The sequence below is a fragment of the Gimesia maris genome, from assembly GCF_008298035.1.
GTDB classification, from domain to species: Bacteria; Planctomycetota; Planctomycetia; order Planctomycetales; family Planctomycetaceae; genus Gimesia; species Gimesia maris.
The window spans coordinates 5,632,681-5,654,330 of the sequence record NZ_CP042910.1; the positions used below are offsets into that span (position 1 = coordinate 5,632,681).

At 50.1% G+C, this 21,650-nt stretch carries 16 protein-coding genes; 2 read left to right on the forward strand and 14 right to left on the reverse strand.

Going from position 1 to position 21,650, the window contains the following annotated elements; all coding sequences use genetic code 11:
- Window positions 1-156: 156 nt before the first annotated feature.
- From GmarT_RS20930 to GmarT_RS20940, 3 genes are all read right to left on the reverse strand, one after another.
- Complete coding sequence (locus GmarT_RS20930; RefSeq protein WP_002643953.1) at window positions 157-903, reverse strand: NTP transferase domain-containing protein; 747 nt, start codon at window positions 901-903, stop codon at window positions 157-159.
- Window positions 904-1,004: 101 nt separating this feature from the next.
- Window positions 1,005-2,159 (reverse strand): hypothetical protein, encoded by a 1,155-nt coding sequence (locus GmarT_RS20935; protein ID WP_149303196.1) that lies wholly within the window; start codon window positions 2,157-2,159, stop codon window positions 1,005-1,007.
- A gap of 562 nt (window positions 2,160-2,721) precedes the next feature.
- Window positions 2,722-2,961 carry a hypothetical protein gene (locus tag GmarT_RS20940; protein WP_002643950.1) on the reverse strand — a complete coding sequence of 80 codons (240 nt, stop codon included), beginning with the start codon at window positions 2,959-2,961 and terminating at the stop codon, window positions 2,722-2,724.
- Window positions 2,962-3,347: 386 nt separating this feature from the next.
- Between GmarT_RS20940 and GmarT_RS20945 the strand changes: the two genes are divergently transcribed.
- A complete protein-coding gene (locus tag GmarT_RS20945; protein WP_044236144.1) occupies window positions 3,348-4,343 on the forward strand; it encodes an NAD(P)H-dependent glycerol-3-phosphate dehydrogenase in 996 nt (331 codons plus the stop codon).
- Window positions 4,344-4,421: 78 nt separating this feature from the next.
- Window positions 4,422-5,714 (forward strand): outer membrane protein assembly factor BamB family protein, encoded by a 1,293-nt coding sequence (locus GmarT_RS20950; protein ID WP_002643948.1) that lies wholly within the window; start codon window positions 4,422-4,424, stop codon window positions 5,712-5,714.
- A gap of 72 nt (window positions 5,715-5,786) precedes the next feature.
- Here the strand turns inward: GmarT_RS20950 and GmarT_RS20955 are convergent, their stop codons facing one another.
- The 11 genes from GmarT_RS20955 to GmarT_RS21005 all read right to left on the reverse strand — a co-directional run bounded on the left by GmarT_RS20955 (window position 5,787) and on the right by GmarT_RS21005 (window position 21,553).
- The gene (locus tag GmarT_RS20955) at window positions 5,787-7,238 is read right to left on the reverse strand and encodes a DUF1501 domain-containing protein (protein ID WP_002643947.1); all 1,452 of its coding nucleotides are present in this window, start codon (window positions 7,236-7,238) and stop codon (window positions 5,787-5,789) included.
- A 192-nt stretch (window positions 7,239-7,430) separates the two neighbouring features.
- On the reverse strand, window positions 7,431-7,757 hold the full coding sequence (locus GmarT_RS20960) for a hypothetical protein (RefSeq protein ID WP_149303198.1): 327 nt from the start codon (window positions 7,755-7,757) through the stop codon (window positions 7,431-7,433).
- A 215-nt stretch (window positions 7,758-7,972) separates the two neighbouring features.
- Window positions 7,973-8,980 carry a DUF1559 domain-containing protein gene (locus tag GmarT_RS20965; protein WP_044236140.1) on the reverse strand — a complete coding sequence of 336 codons (1,008 nt, stop codon included), beginning with the start codon at window positions 8,978-8,980 and terminating at the stop codon, window positions 7,973-7,975.
- 181 nt (window positions 8,981-9,161) lie between these two features.
- A complete protein-coding gene (locus tag GmarT_RS20970) occupies window positions 9,162-10,841 on the reverse strand; it encodes a CRTAC1 family protein (protein ID WP_081459371.1) in 1,680 nt (559 codons plus the stop codon).
- 40 nt (window positions 10,842-10,881) lie between these two features.
- The gene (locus GmarT_RS20975; protein WP_002643943.1) at window positions 10,882-12,207 is read right to left on the reverse strand and encodes a tetratricopeptide repeat protein; all 1,326 of its coding nucleotides are present in this window, start codon (window positions 12,205-12,207) and stop codon (window positions 10,882-10,884) included.
- A gap of 302 nt (window positions 12,208-12,509) precedes the next feature.
- Complete coding sequence (locus tag GmarT_RS20980; protein ID WP_002643942.1) at window positions 12,510-14,519, reverse strand: hypothetical protein; 2,010 nt, start codon at window positions 14,517-14,519, stop codon at window positions 12,510-12,512.
- A complete protein-coding gene (locus GmarT_RS20985) occupies window positions 14,516-15,265 on the reverse strand; it encodes an RNA polymerase sigma factor (protein ID WP_157158894.1) in 750 nt (249 codons plus the stop codon). Before GmarT_RS20985 ends, GmarT_RS20980 begins: the two co-directional genes overlap by 4 nt.
- Before the next feature lie 164 nt (window positions 15,266-15,429).
- Complete coding sequence (locus GmarT_RS20990) at window positions 15,430-15,864, reverse strand: hypothetical protein (protein ID WP_002643940.1); 435 nt, start codon at window positions 15,862-15,864, stop codon at window positions 15,430-15,432.
- A 275-nt stretch (window positions 15,865-16,139) separates the two neighbouring features.
- Window positions 16,140-16,697, reverse strand: a complete 558-nt coding sequence (locus GmarT_RS20995) for a hypothetical protein (protein ID WP_002643939.1) — start codon at window positions 16,695-16,697, stop codon at window positions 16,140-16,142.
- Between the two features lie 78 nt (window positions 16,698-16,775).
- Complete coding sequence (locus GmarT_RS21000; RefSeq protein ID WP_002643938.1) at window positions 16,776-20,006, reverse strand: efflux RND transporter permease subunit; 3,231 nt, start codon at window positions 20,004-20,006, stop codon at window positions 16,776-16,778.
- 62 nt (window positions 20,007-20,068) lie between these two features.
- Entirely contained in the window at window positions 20,069-21,553 is a 1,485-nt protein-coding gene (locus GmarT_RS21005; RefSeq protein WP_044236138.1) for an efflux RND transporter periplasmic adaptor subunit, read from the reverse strand.
- Window positions 21,554-21,650: the final 97 nt, after the last annotated feature.

A 21,650-nucleotide genomic window follows, 5' to 3' on the forward strand; every position in this document is an offset into this window, starting at 1 on the left:
CCGGACAGGACTGTCCAGCCTACATCCCTATTCACGCTTATCGAGTGCGAGAAGTCAAGCATGAGCTTTCGATTTCGTACGAAACTGCTCAAATGCCAACGCGCGAACTTTGTTTACGGGCTTTGACGAAGGCAAAGACAAGGGAATCCCTGACAATTATCTCGCAGAATCTTGTTGCAGAATCTCTGCCACTTGGGCGAGTTGCTCCTGTGTATTGACGCCCATCGCTTCCTGAATATCAAAAACGGGAAACGCTTTCACAGTCTGTCCCGCTTTCAGCAGGATTTCAGCACAGTCCGTCAGATAATATTCTGCCTGGCTGTTATCGGGCTTCAACTGTTGTAACGCGCTGAATAACTGCCGTCCGTCAAACGCGAAACAGCCGGTATTGATTTCTTCAATTGCTGCTTCTTCGGGAGTGGCATCTTTCTGTTCCACAATGCGTAGAAACTGCCCCTCTGCGTCGCGAACAATGCGTCCCAGACCATGATTGGCTTTGGTAACCGCGGTTCCGACGACACAGGCCGCCTGGTGTTCCAGCTGCAGTTCGAGTAGTTTTGAGAGTGAACTGCCTTTTAACAGAGGAGTATCTCCGGCCAGAACCAGCACGGGACCATCGTGGTCCGCCAGGTTTTCGGCACTCATCATGACCGCATGCCCGGTTCCCTTTTGTTCTGACTGCAGGGCAAATTCGATATCACTGTGTTGGGCGAGCGCCGCTTTGACTTCATCAGCTTTGTGCCCGACGATCACGACCAGCGTTTCGCAGTTCGCAACTCGGGCGGCATCTAATACGTATTCGATCATCGGACGGCCCAGAACCGGATGCAGAACCTTGGGAAGCTCTGATTTCATCCGGGTACTTTTACCGGCGGCAAGAATCACGGCGGCAGGACGACTCACGATGGATTTCCTTTAATCAGCAATTCAATGGGTGTGCGGCACAATTCAAATCATGACCAATGTCAGTCGACATGTCACTCAGCAATATTTGACAGTCTTGATTAAAACTGCACACCAAAACGGGCGATGAAACCATCTTTGATGTCAAATCCGCCACCACGTCTGAAGTCAGCTTCACGTTTCAGAATACCCCCTGCTTCGATGAACATTGACATGCAGCCATTGTCACCCCGCAAACCGAGCATCATGACATAATCTTTGAATTCGACCTGATCGCGGCCATTCACGCCGGCCCGCTCCACTTCGAACGCTTCAATATCATATTCGAAGGTACCGTAAAGCCAGACGCTCTTATCACCGACGTTACCCAGGAAGCGGCTGACGCGCGACTTGGGGAACATGGCTCGCACTTCCCACAGATCATTGGGAGTCCAGACGACACCAGCATAAGGAATGACATAATCGCCGACCCGGTCCCAGTATGCGGCACCAGCTGCAAACATCCAGGTATCAGAAGGGCGGAAGAACAGAACGACACGAGCATCAAACTGCCAGGCATGTGAACTCAAACTCTTGCCAAAGTCGGAAGCCAAAGCAGGCGTGAAGCCTAACTGGACACTCCACAGACCATTGGCGGGTGTTGACATCTGCAGATCACTGCCGAAACGGTATCCCGCCCCTGGTAACGAAACGAACTGGGGACCATCCCAGCCACGGTAATCAAACTCGGGAGTCGCTGTGAAAATCCAGCCATTCCGGGTGGGAGTCGTATATTGCAAATCAACGTCTGTTTCGAATACAGCAAAGTTTCCGCCCGGTGCTCCCCCTGGTTGGACATAGGTTCGTGACTTGGGCAGGAAACCGAATTCAAACTTCGAAGACCAGCCAAAGCGATAAGGCTGTGGACCATTGATACCGGCTGGATAGCTTCCTCCGGGCATACCTTGTGCTGCATAAGGGTCCATACCACCACCCGGTGTCAAAAAGGGATCGTACCCCTGTTGAGGTGCTCCATACAGATTCCCCCCACCCATATTGGGGTCATAGGGCTGCGCATTCGGATCGATAAACTGCCCGCCATTTTGAGGCATTGTTGTGCCATACGGGGCCGTTTCTTCATAGGTTGGTGGCGGACTTTGAGCGCGAATTACAGCCTCAAAGTCTTCTGCGGGCGTATAAATAGTAGTGATTTCATCCGCATTCAGGTTAATGCTGGCGGAGAAAACAATGGCAAGACAAAGAAGGGAAGCTTTCAATGTTCAACCTGCGAATATAGGATTAATCAGTTTGCGAGCAGAAGTGCTCTGTCTGAATGGGGAGTCGGCAACACGCTGTGGCACAACTCTTCTGTGTTGGGGTGGTTTAGTGAGGGGATTTTCCAAATGCAGGCGATTAGGTCAACATCAATCTGAAGGCATTCAGGATGAAACTTGAGGAAATGTTTGAATTATTCAGAGAATTTCAACAGCTTTTTTTGCGAGTCAGTACGGGAGTTCAGAGAATTCTGAAAGCGACGCAGAACGCAACACCATCGAGGGAAGAATCTTACGTTAAGGTGCACTGGCGCTGGCACGAGACTTGATGAAGCGATGCCTGCCGACACGAAATCAGTAGTTTCCCTGCACCCGGAATTCAATCAGACAACGCTGATCGGCCGTCAGAGATGAAGGTCGCCTGCGGGACTATCGAGATTCCAGAGATGAGAAAAGCGAGCAGGCTGCCGATAGTCTGTCATTGACTCTCTGGCAGTAAAAACACTTCTGGATCACCCAGAACTGTTTCTGTCAGAGTCAAAAATTCAGAAGAGTGAATCGGCTTTTATTTATGATAACCCAGACCGGTGACCACTGAATGCAGTTCTTCGAAGGTGATAAAGCGACGGCGGTGAAGCAATTTGTACTGGTCGATCGCTTGCGCCAGTTCGTTGACATCCTGGTTTTCTGAATTGTAGGAATTACTGAACTGACGTCGTTCACCAATTCCAGCCGGACGACTGTCGTCCCGATTTTGACGACGATCCTCGAATGTGGCAGACTGTTGCTCGGTGACCTGTTTCATGAGATTGCTCCTTGAAGATTGACTTACCAGCTAAACCTTAAGTTACGATTTCTGGTAATGTGTGAATATTTGATATCTGCAGCGGTTATTTCTGTCATCTGCTGCTCAAAATATCTACTGTTCTGATTATGGGAATTATAGCAAACGTTCGGCAAAACTCGTTTTTGCAGGGAAAATGGGGAGTCAATCTCGGCCCGGAATATTCCTGTCAAAAATAGAATCGGCGGTTCTGTACGTCTTCTTTGGCTTACACGGCATTTCTCGTTATATTACAGGTATTACGATCATAGGTATTCTGCCTGTCATGCAGCACTTGTCAGGAGGGATTCCAATCAACGGTAACAAAGACGGAATTTCATTCTCCGAATATGAAAGATCAAAGTTTTATGGATACAAAAGTGGCAATTCTGGGTGGAGGTGGTATGGCAACCGCCTGCGCAACACTACTCAGTGAATCATCCGATATTGCAGTTTCGATGTGGGTCCGCAAACCGGAAGTAGCAGCGGATATGCAGAAAAGCCGGGAAAATAAACGGCTGCTGCCTGGGGTCACTCTGGTAGAATCAATCCAGGTGACTTCTGATGTTGATGAAGCGGTCTCTGATGCGGATTATCTGGTGGTAGCGATCCCGACCGAATTCCTCAGGCAGGCACTAACGAAACTCGCCCCTCATTTAAAGAACGTCACACCGGTCATCAGTGTGATTAAAGGGATTGAACAGGATACGTTTTTTCGCCCCAGTGAAATCATCGCCGACGTACTCGGCCCCCGCCCTGTTGTCGCACTGGGTGGTCCCAGCCATGCTGAAGAAATCGCCCGCCGCCTGCCTGCCAGCGTGGTCGCCGCCAGTGGTGATATTCAGTTGGCGAAGCAGACCCAGAAGCTGTTCAGTACAGATCGATTTCGAGTCTATACGAACGTGGATATTGTCGGCGTCGAACTGGCAGGCGCTTTGAAAAACGTGATCGCGATAGCCGCGGGAATCTGTGATGGTGGTAAATACGGCGACAATGCCAAATCCGCAATCATGACACGAGGCCTGGTTGAGATGAATCGTTTCGGTTCTGCCTATGGAGCAGAGCCATCCACATTTTCCGGGCTGGCTGGTGTCGGAGACCTGATCACAACCTGCATGAGTCCATTCGGGCGTAACCGCAGCCTGGGCGAACGCCTGGGTCTGGGAGAAACACGCGAAGAAATTACTTCCAGTATGGATGCGGTCGCAGAAGGGGTGAATACTACCCGCAGCGTGTATGATCTCGCTGAAGCAAAAGGACTGGACATGCCCATCACCACAGAGATTTTCCGCGTGCTGTTTGAAGGCAAGTCACCGGAAGCGGCAACACAGACACTGATGACGCGGCCACAGCGAGAAGAATAAATCATCACTGGAAGAGTTCTCGTCGTCGAACCGTTTTAAGCAACTCATTTTTTACTATCAATTCCCTCGGAGTATTTGATGCGATTTTCAGGACTGACATTCACAGCTTGCCTGTTCATTATTTTGATGTCTGATTATTCTCAGGCAGAAACCTGGCCTCAATTCCGTGGTGCCAGTGGAAGTGGTGTCTCGCCGGAAAAGAATCTGCCGGAAAAATGGTCTGCTGAACAGGGCATTCTCTGGTCGGTGGCCTTACCGGGTCGTGCCAATTCGTCACCAGCCATCACGGAGAACCGCGTGGATGTCACTACAAAGACAGACGATGATGGACTCTGGATCCTGTCATTCGATCGCAAAAGCGGTCAGCAGATTCGCAAGGTCAAAGTGGGAACCGGTTCCCTGGCGGCCCCTGGTCCCCGCAATCTCTGGGCACATCGACACAACGCTGCCACGCCTTGCCCGATTTCTGATGCTGAGCATATCTGGGCATACTTCGGGTCAGGCTTACTGGTCTGTCTGGATGTGGAATCGGGGGAAACTGTCTGGAAACGGGATCTGGTGAAAGATTACGGAGCGTACGACATCACCTTCGGCATGGGTTCCACTCCCCGCCTGTGGGGTGACTTACTGTTTGTGAGTTGCATGACAAAAGGCCCTTCTTATGTTGTCGCCTTTGATAAGCTGACTGGCAAAGAGGTCTGGAAACAGAATCGTAAACTTCCTGCAGAAAAAGATGGTGCCGACGCCTATTCGACTCCTGCGATTTTTCAAAATGGCGATCGAACGGAACTGCTGGTCTCCGGTTCGGATCATGTGAATGCCTATGATCCCCAGACTGGAAAACAGCTCTGGATTGCAGGTGGACTGGATATTCCCAGTCCCTTTGGCCGCATCATTGCAGCTCCCGTCGCGAGTTCCAGTACTGTGATTGCGACTTCCGGAAATCCGGGGGGCGGTGGTCTGGGATTTATCAAAGCCTTTCAGAATGGGAAAGCCGGTGATATCACTCAATCAGGACTGCTCTGGAAATTTGATGTTGCAACTCCCGATTCATCTACACCACTCGTACTGGATGACAAACTGTATATGATCAGCCAGAACGGCGTTGCTACCTGCCTGGATCTGAAGACAGGAGAGCCCGTCTGGAAGAAACGAATGAAAGGACAGTATTTTTCATCCCTGGTTGCCGGCGATGGAAAAGTCTACTTCCTGAGCATCGAAGGCTTGTGCACCGTCGTTAATGCGGCGAGTGGAGAGTTGATTGCGGAAAATCAACTGCAGGGGACTTTTTATTCTACGCCCGCCATCAGTGATGGTGTCATCTACCTGCGTTCGTTTGACCGCCTGTATGCGATCTCGGGTAAACCTTAAGCCAAAAAACGCCTATCAGTACCATTGCTGCGAGGCGTTTTTTTTCGTTCTGATTTGAGCCAGGCAGTGTGATCAAACGCGGCCTGCCAGTTCCGGAATGGCGTTCCCGTGCATGACAATCGGTGTCGGACGACCTGAGAAATCGGGTAAAAACGTATTGGCGTAATCAATGCCCAGATGTGAATAGATGGTCGCCAGGAAATCATGGGGTCCTACGGCACGTTCCACAGGGCCTTCCCCTTTTCCATCTGTCGCACCGATGATCTGCCCGGTCTGAATATTTCCCCCCGCAAACAGCATCGAATTCGCGTTCGGCCAGTGATCGCGGCCCGGCTGAGTCGTTCCCGCGCTGCCGCTGCCAATTCCGCCCCCCGTACTTTTCGAGTAGGAAATGCGAGGCGTACGACCAAATTCGCCTGCCACAACAACCAGTACCCGTTTATTCAGACCCCGCTGGTAGATGTCTTCAATCAAAGCCGTCACTGCCTGGTCATAGAACGGCATCCGATATTTGATCGCATCAAACACGTGGTGATTGACGGCATGATCATCCCAGTTTTGTACCCGACCACATAGTTTTCCGGAAAGTTCGGTCGTAATGATTTCCACTCCCGCTTCCACCAGTCGCCGCGCCATCAGACATTGCTGCCCCCATTGATGCATGCCGTACCGCTCACGAATATGTTGTGGCTCGCGGGTTAAATCAAAAGCATCGGCAGCCTGTTTGCTGGTCAGCAGATTCGTCGCCTGGGCTTCGAACTGATTCATCGCTTCCATGGAGCCATCCAGATCCAGATCGCGACGATACTGATCGAACTGCTGACGCAGTGAAATTCGCTGCGCCAGTCGTGCTGTCTGTTTAGCATCCGTCAGACCAATATTGGGAACCTTGAAATCAGGCGCACTGGGGTCTCCACTAATCTGGAAAGGACCGGCCCCCGGTCCCAGGTAGGTGGGGCCGGCAATCTGAAAGCTGTCGTAATTCGTGATGGCATTGATACCCACATAATTGGGTAGAGCATTGTTTGAATCGCGACGGAGAAAATTGGCAACCGACATGAAGTCGGGCAGTTTGGGTTTGCGCTTATCAATGCGATCCGGATCGCCTCCCAGCACCTGCAGTGAACCGGCGGGGTGGCCACCTCCGGTATGGGTGATTGAACGCAGAATGGTATATTTATCCGAGATCTGTGCATGCCGGGGGAGCAACTCGCTGATGAGCAGACCTTCTGTGTTCGTCGCGATCGGCGAAAAGGGGCCACGATAATCAGAAGCAGCATCAGGTTTGGGATCGTAGGTATCCAGATGACTGACGCCACCACGGCACCAGACCAGAATAACTGCCGTCCGTTCTTTTTTGGGCGTGGCTGGAGTCTTTTTCTGCGATTCCGCGGCCGCCTGCAGTTGATATAATCCGGGCAGAGACAGACTGCTGAAGCCCCCCAGGCCGATTCGCATGAATTCGCGCCGGGATGCTCCTGTCGGCCCCTGATTGGACTGCTTTCTGTTCAATTGCTGTTTCATCTCGATGCCTGAATGGTGTCCGAAATTGATTTTGGACTGAGCGCGTAATTTTCTATCGTAGTTTATCGGGATTATACCATGCGGTTCGCTACTCTGTCTAATCGAACCCGTAAAACAGCTGAAAGATACTGCGCAATAAAAAAGCCTCTGGAAAGTTTCTTTTTCTCAGAGGCTTAGTAAAAACGTGGTTTTTCAGAGCTTCCCGGCCATTTCTTTGGCAATTTTTTTCGTTTCAGCAGGGGACTTGGAAGCTTCCAGCTTGTCCAGATCGGATAACAGTTTATCCGCTTTCGCTGCATCTGACTGCTTCAGACCTTCCAGCGTCTCTCGGAATCCCATGGCGGCACTTCCCATTTCTCCGGTCTCGGCAATAGACTCAAGGGCAGCCTTCATATCCGCGGTGGACGTGATATTGTTTGTGTTAACCGCATCGGTTTCGCTGGAGGGTTGGTTAGTTCCATTACCACAGCCCACAAAAAACATCGTAAAGAGCAATAGAATTGTCGACGTCATCCTCATCAGTTCGGTTCCTTTTTGAGCAATTTCAGGTCATTGATGTATGGGATAGTTGTACCAGTTTTCCATCCTGATTACCCGTTATCGCGGCAGGTTAATGCTGTTTCCTCATCAGGAAACGGGGAAAGATTGAAACTGGCAATGATTAAATTAAAAAAGAGCGAAACTCATGGTAACGAGAATCGCTCTTTCAGTTGATTACAACTCAAGCGAAAGATTTACCATTCACCAATCACTTCTTCACCAGCGGTTGAACCGAGGTGTTGCCAGAGTGTGATATCAATGTTATCACTGGCAAATCGGACGGCACCGTCTCCCATTAGAACATGGGCACCACCAGTGTGCCGACTACGGGCAGACCAGACTCCGGCAGAATCGTACCAGCCACAACCACTACAAGGATGGGCATCCGGGTTTGGTGAGTTTGGTGGGTTCAGGGTATTGAAGACAGTTTGACTCCCTACTCCGTTCATCCATTCGCGTCCCACATGACTGTGAGTGTTGGTCGTCCCTGCCAGAGCCTGAGCCCCGTAGGCATCAAGGGCTGCTTTAGAAGTAAACGTGTTCGACCAGCCTGAAGGAAATGCCTGTGCCCGGACCAGGTCCGTCTTCACATTAAATTTACTGCCATCATTATCGCCAATTGTTCTTTCACCAGCGGCGATCGTGTTTGATGTTCCATCAAGCACATCGCTGATCCGGGTAGGTTTACGATAATTAAACATGCCAATCTGCTGCGACCATCCCAGGTTCCACCAGACTGAAGGACCGGCACTGACATAGTAATTGTTACCAGCATCAGCCCCCGCCCACTTCAAATCGGAAGGACACAGGAATGCAGGAACCGTGTTGTTGCCAACAGCATCATTACTGGATGAAGCCGAATCATTATACATCTGATTCCAGTTGATCTGGTTGTAAAGGTTCGCCTGATCCATATAAGGAAGCATCAAAGCATGAGCGCTCATTCCACGCCAGGAATAAGCTCCCGCACTGGAATCATAAACAGAAGGCGCATTGGCAATAGGAAACATGCCGTGTGCATCATGATAGTTGTGCATCGCCAGACCAAATTGTTTCAGGTTGTTCTTACACGTTGAGCGGCGAGCGGCTTCGCGTGCCTGTTGAACGGCAGGTAATAATAACGCGATCAGAATCGCAATAATGGCAATCACCACCAGCAATTCAATCAATGTGAATCCCCTGCGACTTAATAAGCGCTTCATCAGATTCTCCCCAGATAAATAAGTAATAAATACATGATACACCGCTCATTCTTCACCAATTAGACAGGAAGCGGTACTTACTCTCGAAAAATTAACGCTTTATAAATCGTACCTTAAAATTGCTGTTTGTAGCAACGACCATTCCGTTGTTTTGAGCGTTTTTTACCTAGTAGATTGTTAACTATTCTACATAATTATACAAAAGACCATTCGCCAGAGGTTTATCGCAGACATCCCTCTTACCAGATGGCCAGTACACGGTAAATGCCTCCATTTTAGCATCAGACGGAAGAGCACAATGAACTAGATAGCGGTTTTGTGAGAGGTAGCTGCCACCACCTGTCACATAACGGGAAATGTCACCCTGACTGGTATGAAACACTAATCGGGCACCGATCCCATCACGATTTGATTTTGTGCCAATCAGCCTGACCTGTATTGACTTTGAGTCAGTCTCGGTCTGATTATCCAGGATGGTGGCTCGCTCGTTACAGTTGGCAAATACCAGATCCAGGTCACCATCCTGGTCGAGATCTCCTGTCGCCAGACCGCGACCGTGATGCAACATTCCGAGGTAACTCTTTTCATCAAAAGTAAGCCGCTGGAATCGTCCGCCGCGATTCTCCAGCAACAACGGGAGTTGGCGTACCGTCGTATGTTTGGGATAACGAATCACATGACCATTCGAAACGATGATGTCTTCATCCCCATCCGAATCATAATCACCAAACTTCGTACCGAAGCCTACAAACAGTTTGCCAATCGTACCGACTCCTGTCTCTCGACTGGCATAGAGGAACTGACCACTGCCGATATTTTTATACAATGCAAATCGGTCTGCCTCATAATTGGCAACCCATAGATCAGGTTGGCCATCTCCATTGTAGTCGCCGATGTCCACCCCCATGCTTCCATTCGCCACAGCTTCATCATCGACGGCAACACCACGTACCAGAGCAGCTTCCTGAAAGTTCCCCTGTCCCTGATTGAGATACAGAAAGTTATCAGTCGTGTCATTTCCTACGTAGATATCCAGGTCGAGATCCTCATCGAGATCTCCCAGCACGACCCCCAGACCTTTCCCGGCACTAACCAATCCGGCTTCTTTCGTTGCATCATGAAAGGTACCATCCCCGTTACTGAAGAACACGCGGTCATCGAGGCCTTTAAATCTCCGGGGCGGACAGACATCCTGTGGTTTCGCTGCATCCCCACACAGCGGATCATTCTTGAAAGACCAGTCCACATAATGTGTGAGATACAAGTCGAGTGCACCATCGCCATTTAAATCGCCCCAGCCGGCAGAAGTGCTCCAGCTCGGATCAATCAGACCAGACTGTTCAGAGACTTCTTCGAACGTCCCGTCCCCCAGGTTATGCCAGACGAGAATCCCACCATAGCCGGTGATCACCACATCCGGAAACCCGTCATTATCGTAGTCTGCAACACTGCAACCGTGCGAATAATATCGCGCTGCCGCAATCCCGCTGTTCAGGCTCTGATTTACAAACTGGTCCGAAGAAACCTGACTGAAGAGCGCCGTCGGCAGACCTGACAGCTGATTTTCCGAGGAAAACAAACCTCCGCCGGGAAACAGCAGGTCATCCAGGCCATTCAGGTCATAGTCACAGATCGCCACTCCTCCGCCAATGGACTCCAGGATAGTATATTTATTGGCAGCTTCACCATTCTGATAGACAAATTCAATCCCGAGTTCTTCCGTACGATCGACGAATCGCATGTGTGACGGACTGTCATCTTCTGTCTGATTGACCGACGACGGGGGCTGTACCGGGGATTGAGAACCACAGCCTGCAGATAAACAAAGCCATACAAAGCAGAAACAAAATCGTAAACTCATGTCACCTCAATCACAAATTTGAGAAAACGCTCAGGAGTTCTTATTCTTCCGAAACCTGATTCTGTTTCTCATTTTCAAGTTGCTCATAATATTTTTTTAATGCCTGAGTGGCCCTCTGATTATCCGCATCATAGTACAAGGCGTTTTTCAGCCAGACGATTCCCTGGTTTTCTGAGATATGTTCCAGAAAGATCTCTCCAATCTCCGCGCGCAACTCTGCGTTTGTCAGATCTTTCTGCAAGAGGTCAAAACATTCATCCAGGCGTGTAATTGCGGCTTGAGACTTCTGGATGACCTGGAGCTGTACTTCTGCTTTTTTCAGTTCACCCAGTCCCCGATAGGCATCCGCTAATGACAGACGTGCTTTTCTGTCTTTAGGGTTTAGTGATACAGCTGTTTCCAGGTTCGTGATCGCCTGCTGATAATTTCCTGCAGAGAGTTCCAGTTGCCCCCGTTGCAATGCAACTGCATTCCTGGCGGCGTACGCGGGATCGCCGACTTCACGAAAATCTTTCATAATCTGATTTTCAGGCATCTGCTGAACCTGATTCAGGATTTTTCGGGCTGCTGCCACATCCTGTTGCATGCTCAGACAGCGAGCCATTCCCAACAGTGCGGCAGCATGCTGATGTTGCTGCTGCAGACAACGTTGATAAATTTCCAGAGCGGCATCAACCTGATTTTGTGACAGTTTGATGCGCGCGAGGTTATAGGCAGAAGGGATATGTTCCGGACTCAACTTCAACGCCGCATTGAATTCAGTTTCTGCCTGGTTCCAGTTTCCCTGATGTTCCAGGATTCGTCCCTGGTAATAATGGGGAAGTGGATCCTCAGGAAAATCTGCCTGCCAGACTTCGATCACGCGTTGTGCATCTGCAAATCGATAATTCAGAATACAGCTGTTAACAAAGGTTTCGCAGATATCAGCCGCATTTCCCCTGGGGTCAATTAACATATCAGCCAGATGCTGTTCCAGATTCTTCAGGTCTCCAACCTGCGCCTCCACCAGCCATTGTTCACGCTGCAGTTCTTCTGTCTGTCCGGAAAGTTGAAATAATTTTTTCAGCGTTTCCACGGCGTCTTCAACCTGATTTGTGCGTCGCTGGGCACGTGCCAGAGTCAGGAGGGTTTCTGCGTTCTGCCGATCTAACTCATATGCCTGCTGAATCCAGCTCAATGCTTCAGTCGTATGGTGTGACTGCAGATTCCTCGAAGCCTGCCACTGACAGATTTCAATCCAGACTGATTTCCACAAGATCAAGCCTGCGATCAGGAATCCTGCGCAGAGTATTCCCGGAAGAATCCATGAAATGCGTTTGCCGGAACCATGCTGATTTCCAGACTCGTCTTCCCGATGTGATACCATGAACGCTAACTACGAACTAAAATCTGGTGAAACGGTAACCTCTCGATGAGACCTGAGAACATGAGCCTGTCACAGCTGGCATAACCCGGCTTTTAATCAGTATGTTTTTTTCATCGAGCGCAATAAAACAGTTAACGACAACTCTGAATTAATCATCAGAAATTGTTCTGTACAGAAATGCTGTCAAGACAGTATAGCAAGGTTGATTCCCTTCTGTCTAACACGGTTTCGCCGTCTGAAATGGGTTGTCTGTAATCGTACAGCTACAATCCGTAAGCGGCACAATATTTAGCAGGCAGCGTTTACTGTTGTCGACGAGGGGTATTTCGGCCGGGTTGGTTTTTCGTCCCTGTAAGTCGTCGCAGCTTCTGTCTGACACTGTTGATGGCAACTGGAGAGGGTGAATCCGGATCGTATTCTGCCAGTGGTTGCCTGGTCAGTTGTCGCAGGAAATGAATCGAACATTGACGGGTAAACAGAGGCTGCCTCGCATCGAGACCCGCTGAAAGCTCGGCCACTAAACCCGAACCGCCAGGAATTTCACCCCGCGCGACCTGAAACCAGGTTTGAATGGCAGGAGAAGCAGTATTCACACCTGTATTTTGAGCAATCTGTTTCCAGACGGCTGTTAAGCTCGCTTTGTCCCTGGTCGTTAACAGCCAATCAATGGCAGCGGTACGCTGTAGCTCAGAACGGGAGACTGTCGCTTGTGGAACCGCTGTCTGAGGATCAAGGTTGATTCCCAGGTTGACTCCAGACTGCTGCTCAAGCCTGGAACGATCTGGCGAAGCCTGCAACAGCGCAGCCAGCAGATCATCACACTGATTTAACTCCGCAACAAAAGTAGAATTCAGCGGAAACGATTTCGCAGGACCTGTGCGCCAGCGATGATTTCCAGAAAGTTTTAAAGGAACACTGACTCGCTCTGCTTTCAGGATCAGCTTCTGCTCCGTCTTAAGAGTCAATGCTTCGCGCGACGCCGTATCGCTAAATTGCAACGCCCCGGAAAAGACCATCAGTTCACTCAGGCCAGTCTCCTGTTGCATGAAAGCAACTTCAGTATCATCCTGCTGAATCTCCAGCAGCCAGATTTTTGACTGTGTATGGTAATAAATGACAGAACCGGCGTGAAGTTGAGATAAGGCAATTTGACCGGACCGTAAACTCAGATCCAATTCAGCCTGCAGTCCCGGAACTGTCTGCTGATTCCTTTTTATCATCAGTTCGACTTCAGTATCGGCGTCCAGTACAAAGTCTGACAGAAGCCCTGTCTCTCCCAGTGATAACTTTGCCTGCAACCAGCTCAAGGGGAGTGTACGTATTCGAATCCTGGATCCAGTATTCAGATCGAGGTCCTGTCCCGTAGACAGAATTCCCTGCCAGTCAGAACGGGCCTCGTTCCGAATACCGGCGACTCCCAATAGTTGCGACCAGTACAGCGACAGCGAATCTGCGTGCTCCAGATTTTCCAATACAGGTTTCTGGGCCACAAGCGGGGGGGTGGGTAGAGTGTCGTCGACATCAGGAAATACAATGGGGCGTCGTTCGCGATGCTGTTCTGGAGGAATCACGGCCAGTTCAGGATCTGAATCCGGTTGATTTTGTTCCAGAGGGTCGGGAGACACAGGCGTCTGCTTTTGCTCGGGAATGACAGCGATTGTTTTTTTCTGGACTGTCCTGGCTTCGCGATTCCATAAGAAATAAGCAGGCAGAACCGTGATGAGCAACACCACTGCAATCCCATATAGCGTTTTCCGCTTATTAATATCAGTATGTGAAGACGCTCCAGGAGATCTCGCCAAACGGACTCGCTCTGCAGGCAACTGTGAAACGACTGAATTTGCATGATCTTCGATGGAACCAGGATCGCTGCCAGCCGAACAGGCCCCCTTATGCTGTTGCAATTCCCGGTGGACGAACTCTGACATTCTCTGTGTTGTCTGCAGTACCTGTTGCGAATATTTTTCAGAGAGGTCTGCTGCAGATTTGTCAAACCGGGCAGCCTGATAAGCAGCGATAACCTCACGAATCAATGCATCCGCTTGCCAGCAGGTTGATTCAAACGCCTTATGCTCTGTGGGAGTCATCCGTTCTTCTACGTAGGCGGCAATCTTTTCCGCATTGCGTCCGGCATGATCGCTTGCGTCATCCAGTGTCAGTTTCTGATCAGTAATTTGAGAAAGTCGTTTCCAGCGTCTGAGTAAATTTGAATCCGCCGCCAGTCGTTCGCGCACGGCCACTCCCGCTGCCGGGGAGAGTTGCCCTTCCCGCAGTTTGATCAAAGTCAGAAGTGAAGGCGTACCCGTTTTCATGATTCCCGTTTTCCAGACTGCATGATTTTCTTCAACCGTTGTTGTGCGCGATGTAATTTAGGGCCGACGGCATTCTCCGAAATACACAGTTGCCTGCCGATTTCTGCATAGCTCAGTTTCTGATCAAAATACAATTCCAGGGCACGACGATCCCCGTCTTTCAGTTGAGCCATACAATCCTGCAGATGCTTGTGTTCTCTTGCTGGATCATCAAGAGCGTTTTCCGGCAGTGTATCCGGAACGGTGGCAATATCAAATTGACTGTCATTCGGACAGATCTTCTCACTGGCCTTCCGCTGACGACGCAGCACATCCAATGTAGTCCGGCGGACAATGACGGCCAGCCAGGTAGAGAGTTTACTGCGACCTTTGAACTGTCTCAGACTGCTGAGATCACCCTGAAACAACACCGCCATCACTTCTGCGCCACATTCTTCAACCAGATCCGGTCGAGGCGAATTTCCACATTCGCGACACGCTGCTAGAATTCGACTGACAATCAGTTTGTTATAGCGGCTGAGAAATTCATCCCATGATCGCTGATCCCGTTGCAGGAGCCTCTGGATGAATTCACGCTCGTTATATTCCACGGTCTCGCTGTTTCTGCCGGAAGTTGAATGAGCTTTGCCTGTCTTTTGAGTCTGCTCTTTTCTTTGATCTCTGTCGACTTGATGTACCTGTGGCGCACGTTTTGTCGGCGCATCACTGGGTGGATCATCAAGTAGAGAAAAATCGGGAACATTCATGCTGATTGTTTCATCATGGTAATTCCAGCAAAGAAAGAGACTCTCTGTTTCAAAAGTGAAATCCGAAGTGCGATTGAGAATCCCTGACGTGAAATAAAATCTGTCAGCTGCATGATTCATCTTATGCAGCTGACAGACCGGACACAAGAATTTGTTTTCAGGCCTTAACTGTCAAACGCATTCTGAATGGTGTTTTTCTCGCGTTGCAGGATCAAACGAATGTCGGAAATCGCATCCTCACAGACCTGATTCACCCGCCGCGCCAACTGTGTCGCCCCCAGGTTGACGAGCTCATCGATGCATGCATTACACAGACGTTTTATATACTTTGCACATTTCTCTGCGCGTTCAGTCGCAGAGTCAATGCAGTCCGCCGCCACCCGTCGCGCCGCCTGTTCCTGTCCATCAGCCAGCAATCGTCGAATCTGCTGCAGGCACTCAGCGGTTTCATCCGCAGCCGCACTTTCACAACGATCGATTGTCTGATCAACCTTCGCTACACAGCGGGCTGCCAGATCTTCCGGTGCGGTGTGCGCAAATACGGTTTCCGTGACGAGTATCAGTCCCAGAACTGTCGCTAAAGATAATATTGATTTCATCAGTGTTCTCTCCCTCAGGTTAAGCCAGACTGAGCCGGGCCCACAAACGGTCAGCGTGTGAAAACAGGACCAGAGTTGATCTTGTTGATTTACGGATACTTTGCGGTACTCAAACAGGCCTGATCGTGTTTACCGTCTGAAACATTAGTGGAGGGAATCATTCTATCCGTGCAGGTAAAAGAGAAAGATTGCTGAATTTTCTGGAGAACCAATAAAAAACGCCATCCCCGCAATGGGAACGGCGTTTCAGTAAATAAGATTACGCGGTATCTGCTTTAGTGAGCGTGTTTTTCGTCATGTCCATGATCGTGGTCGTGATCATGAGCATCAATTTCACCGGAAAACGATTTGCCGTCGATCTCCAGAACCAGACGGGCTGTTGTATCTTTCTTATCCAGCAGTTCACCCAGAGTTTTTTCCAGCGTGGAAAATTTGGATGACTTACCTTCCGGGTCCCCCTGTTCAGGGGTTGCGGTCAGCGTAAACTGCTGCCCTTTCCCGTCATGCTTGACATTGACTAAAACACTTTCTGCTGCAATGGGCACGCTGGCTTTGGCAGCACCGTCGAGAATATAAATGGTAATCGCACCACTTTTTTCATCATGCACAAGCTCCGCATGATAGGCTTCTTTACCCAGTTCAATTAATGAACCATGGTGCGGTCCTTCACTGGGGTGATCGTGGCCGTGATCATGTTCTTCCATGGTCACATCTTCCGGAGCCGCCTCGTCAAACGATTTTGTCCCCTGTTCTGTACCGGAATCACAACCTGCAAAGGTCAATCCCAATACACAGAGTCCTACCGCAAAAATATCTGTCAATCTGTCCTTCATCGTTTCAATCCTTTTGAATAAATCAAATACATGCTGTTACATGCAACTCGTTTTAATGACGTTTTCATTTTCTCCCGTTCACGCGATGGGAGTTGTCTGTTCTTCCCGCTCTTCAATCAATGGTACCTCTTCATTCGTGTCCGCCACAATCCGCGCACCAGCTTTACGACCACAGCTCCAGAACAAAGCCGGGCGAATGAAAAATTCCAGAATCGTACTGCTTAACAAACCGCCGATAATTACAGTGGCGACGGGATACAGAATTTCTTTACCGGCTTCCCCCTGCGACATTGCCAGAGGTACCAGTCCGATTCCTGAAGTCAACGCGGTCATCAATACCGGTGCCAGGCGTTCCTGACCCGCCCTGACGATCATTTCCCGCGTCCAGCCTTCTCCTTCGTACTTCACCAGATGCAGATAGTGGTTCAACAATAAAATCCCATTCCGCGAGGCGATGCCTCCCAGCGAGATGAAACCAACCATCGCGGCAATCGTCAGTGTCTGCCCGGTCACGACCAGAGCGATCACCGAACCAATAAATGCCATCGGCAGGGCAGCCATTACCTGTAGAGAAAAGTTGGGGGAACGGAACATCGTGAACAGGACCAGGAAAACTCCCAGCATTGATACCAGAAACAGCGCGGAAATCATGCGAGATGCCGATTGCTGGCTTTCAAACTGACCACTATATTCCACAAAATAGCCCGCGGGCAGCGATTCAATGACAGGTTTCTGCTTCGCCTGTATTTCATTCACCACATCAACCAGTCCCCGTCCTGTGACATTACACTGTACGATGATTCGTTTCTGTACCTTTTCCCGATTGATGGTGTTCGGCCCTGTTGAATCAGTAATGTCGGCGACAGATGAGAGGGGCGTAGTCCCACCGCCGGGGAGATCAATTGCCAGTCGTTTTAGTGCCTGCCGATCTTCACGGTATTTTTCATCCATCCGAATCAATAGATCAAAAGTACGCTGCCCCTGCAGTACCTGTGAGACCACCATTCCGTTCATGGCGGTTTCGACATACTCATTCACATACGCGGGAGTTAAACCATAGAGTTTTAATTTATCCCGGTTCAACTTGATCTGCAGTTGTTTAATTTCAACCTGTGGTTCAACCAGTACATCGGTGACGCCGGGCACACTCTGCATCGCCGCTTCCATCTTCCTGGCAGTATTGCGCAAGACGATCAGATTTTCGCCGTAGATTTTAATTCCGACCTGCGCTTTCACTCCAGAAATCATATGGGAAATCAGATGGGCCAACGGCTGTTCCACCGAAATCACAATCCCCGGAATCGCTTCCATCGAAGTCCGGATGTCGTCGAGCACCTGTTCGCGACTGCGACCCGAATCCGGATCGAATGAAATGATATACTCAGAAACATTCACCCCTTCGGCGTGTTCATCCAGTTCCGCCCGACCGGTTCTGCGGGAGAAGGCCTCGACTCCATTGATGTTCTTCAGCCGATCCATCACGGTTTCTGAAATCTCATTCGATTTTTTCAGTGAAGTTCCCGGCGGCAGCACCACATTTAACTGGGCCACTCCTTCATTGAAAGGAGGCAGAAAATCCCGATCCAGTTGTAACAGGAACAGGCCGGCGACTAACACACTACTGATTCCTGCAATCAGCATCGGACCAGAAAAGCGAATACTGAAACTGATTACATACCCGGCAATCCATTTCAGAAACCGCAAGAGCGGTCCATCCTGATCACCGTGCGGTTCAGTTGCCGATCTTTTCTCGGGATCAACTGGTGTGCCGAATTTTTTCCCCAGTAACCAGTAAGAGAGGACCGGCGTCAGAGTCAGTGAAACCAGCAGCGAAGACAGAATGGAAACAATATAGGCGACTCCCAGCGGGGCAAACAGGCGACCTTCCATACCTGATAACGCAAACAGAGGCAGAAAAACCAGCACCACAATCGCGGTTCCAAAAACAATCGAATTCCTGATTTCACAGCTCGCCTGGAACACGACCAGCAGCGTGTGTTTGGGATTTTTGGCATAGCGGTTTTCCTGCAGGCGGCGGAAAATATTTTCGACATCCACAATCGCATCGTCTACGAGTTCACCAATAGCAACAGCCAGGCCGCCTAAGGTCATCGTATTGATCGACAACCCAAATACGGCAAATACGATTGCCGTAATCGCAATGGAGAGTGGAATCGCAGTCAACGTGATGAACGTTGTACGGAAATTCATCAGGAACAGAAACAGAATAATGACCACCAGAATGCCGCCATCTACCAGCGCGTCGATCACGTTTTCAATGGAACGATCAATGAAAGATTTCTGAGAGTAGAGTTCCGGTTGAATGCGGATATCTTCAGGGAGGGAAGGCTCTAGATCTTTTAACGCCTGGATTACATCGTTGGCCACGCGACGTGTGTCGGCATTGGGTTGCTTGTTGACGGTGAGGACGACCGCCGAGCCGCCGGCAAAAGTACCGTCTTCCTGTTTGACAAAAGCGGAACTGTCTCCCCGCTTGACCTGGGGACCTTCGATGACTTTGGCAATCTGCGAGAGTATCACCGGACGTCCTTTGCGGTTAGCCACGACCACTTTTTCCAGATCTTCCAGGGTCTGAATCCGTCCTAATGCTCGCACCAGGAATTCATTGGGCCCCTGCTCGTCTAGATAGCCACCTGTCGCATTTTCATTACTCTGCTCACAAGCCAGTCGCACTTCATGCAGTGTAATACCATATTTTAACAGCAATTGCGGGTCGACCAGTACCTGAAACTGTTTGCGACCTCCGCCCATGGTGAAGACCTGTGATACGCCCGGAATCGTCAGCAGGCGTTGTCGAACGACCCAGTCCGCGAGTGTGCGGACTTCGAGCGGCGAGGTTTTATCCCCTTCGCTCCACATGCCGAGCATCATGATCTGCCCCATAATCGAGGAAATCGGTGCGAGCTGCGGTTTCACTCCGTCGGGAAGTTGCTCGGTGACCAGTTGCAGCCGTTCGTTGACGACCTGCCGATCATTGTAGATATTGGTGCCCCACTCAAATTCCACGTAAATAATCGAAATACCAACTCCCGAGGAACTGCGGACCGCCTGTACTCCCGTCGCGCCATTTAAGGTGGTTTCCAGGGGAAAGGTAATCAGAGATTCAACTTCTTCCGGAGCCATGCCCGGCGCTTCAGTCATAACCACAACACGGGGACGGTTGAGATTCGGAAAGACATCGATGCCCATATTCAGCGCCTGCCAGCTCCCGAAGCCGATCAGAAACAGCGAGAACGCGAGCGTGAGATGACGTTGTTTTAGAGCAAATCGAATAATCGCATTTAACATGGTAGCAGTTCCGGGTAGTGACAGAGGACGGAAGCGAGATCAAGGCCAGGATGGGAATACAATCAGTGATTGTGTCCCGCGTGTGGATCAACGGCGCCGCCCGCCTTGTTCTTCAATGCCATCTGCAGTTGATGTGCTCCTGCAAATGCAATTTTGTCGCCGGGAAAAATGGATCCATCATTTTCGATCACCGCCCAGAGTTGATCCTGATACAGGACATGCACGGGGCGTCGATCAAAGTGGTCTCCGTTCTCCTGAAAGACAAACTGCTCGGCCCCTTCACTGGCGACCGCTTCCACGGGGAGAACGATCTGTTTCTTCCAGGTCTCCACCGGAATGAGTAACTGCATTCGCTGTCCGGTCTTGAAACGCCAGGTAATATAGCGGTCTCCATCTTTGCGAATGGTGTCGTGTTCGATCTGATTTGGCAGATTCACATATACGGAAAAGGTTCTGGTTTCGGTCTCAATCTGATTATCGAGGTAGTCGATCTTCAGATCTTTGATCAGTTTTTTCGTTTTGTTATTTTCTTCCTGAATCGCTTCGATGGGCCACTGGTTATCCAGACAGCGTGTAATTTCATCTGTCTCCTGTTCAAAGGCCTGGCCTTTGATATACAGGTCACTGTAATCTGCCAGAACGCAGAGTGTATCTCCGGCCTGTACGAAATCGCCTTTATTAACGTCTAACGACTGAACCACCAGCAGAGACCGTTGCGAAGCGGCCGCCTGATCGAGGGTCCTCGGAGCAGGTGCTGAAATACGTTGAATTTCCATATCAGGAGCAGACACTTCGCCGGACTGGTCATGAACCAGAGGCGCATAGACCAGATGCTCTTTTATCAGACGCCGCGTCTTTTTGATCTGATCCACTTGAGTAGCAGTAAATCCATGCAACAGAAGTGCCTCACGCTGTGCTTTCAATATTGCTTCCAGCTTTTCTTTGGCATATTCGCGTTCCAGCAGCACTTTCCCGGCAATGACCCCTTTATTGGTAATCACCTGAATCCGCTCGATTTCTTTGAGTTCGACATCGAGTTCACCCAGAGTTTTGAGGTACGCGGTTTGTGCCTGCACCAGGTCTTCATGAGTCAACCGGATTTTAAACAGGGGGCGACCTGGCTGAACTGCTTCGCCCCCGGTGACATTCACATTCGTGACAATGCCCGTCATGGGAGCGACCACCTTGATGCGAGTCTTGCCGGGACGCTCGACCACCATCGCGGGAATCGTAATCGTACGCGTAAAGTCTTTGAGTTGAACCGGCACAATCTTATCCGCGGTCAGGCCAACGTTTTTTCTAGCCTGGGGCGAGAGTTCCAGGGAACTGGTTTCATCGTGTCCCGCATGGTCGTGATCGTGGTGATCCTCTTCGGATGCAGCGCCAGTTGTTTTCTGGTCAGACTGCTTCTGGTTGGTTTTGTTCGCATAGTTTTTCAATGCGGGCATCCACTGCTGCTGCGTTCCCCAGAGCAGAAATCCCGTAATCATGAAGACTACGATTGTCAGTAATATTTTCCAGTTTTGTTTCAGCTTAGAATGATTCATCACAGGCCTCGTATCGGGCTGCGCATAATATGCCCGAAGCATGCGCACGGTAAATTGCGAGAGATCCGATTTGCGGACAGAGATCGCGGCAAGATAA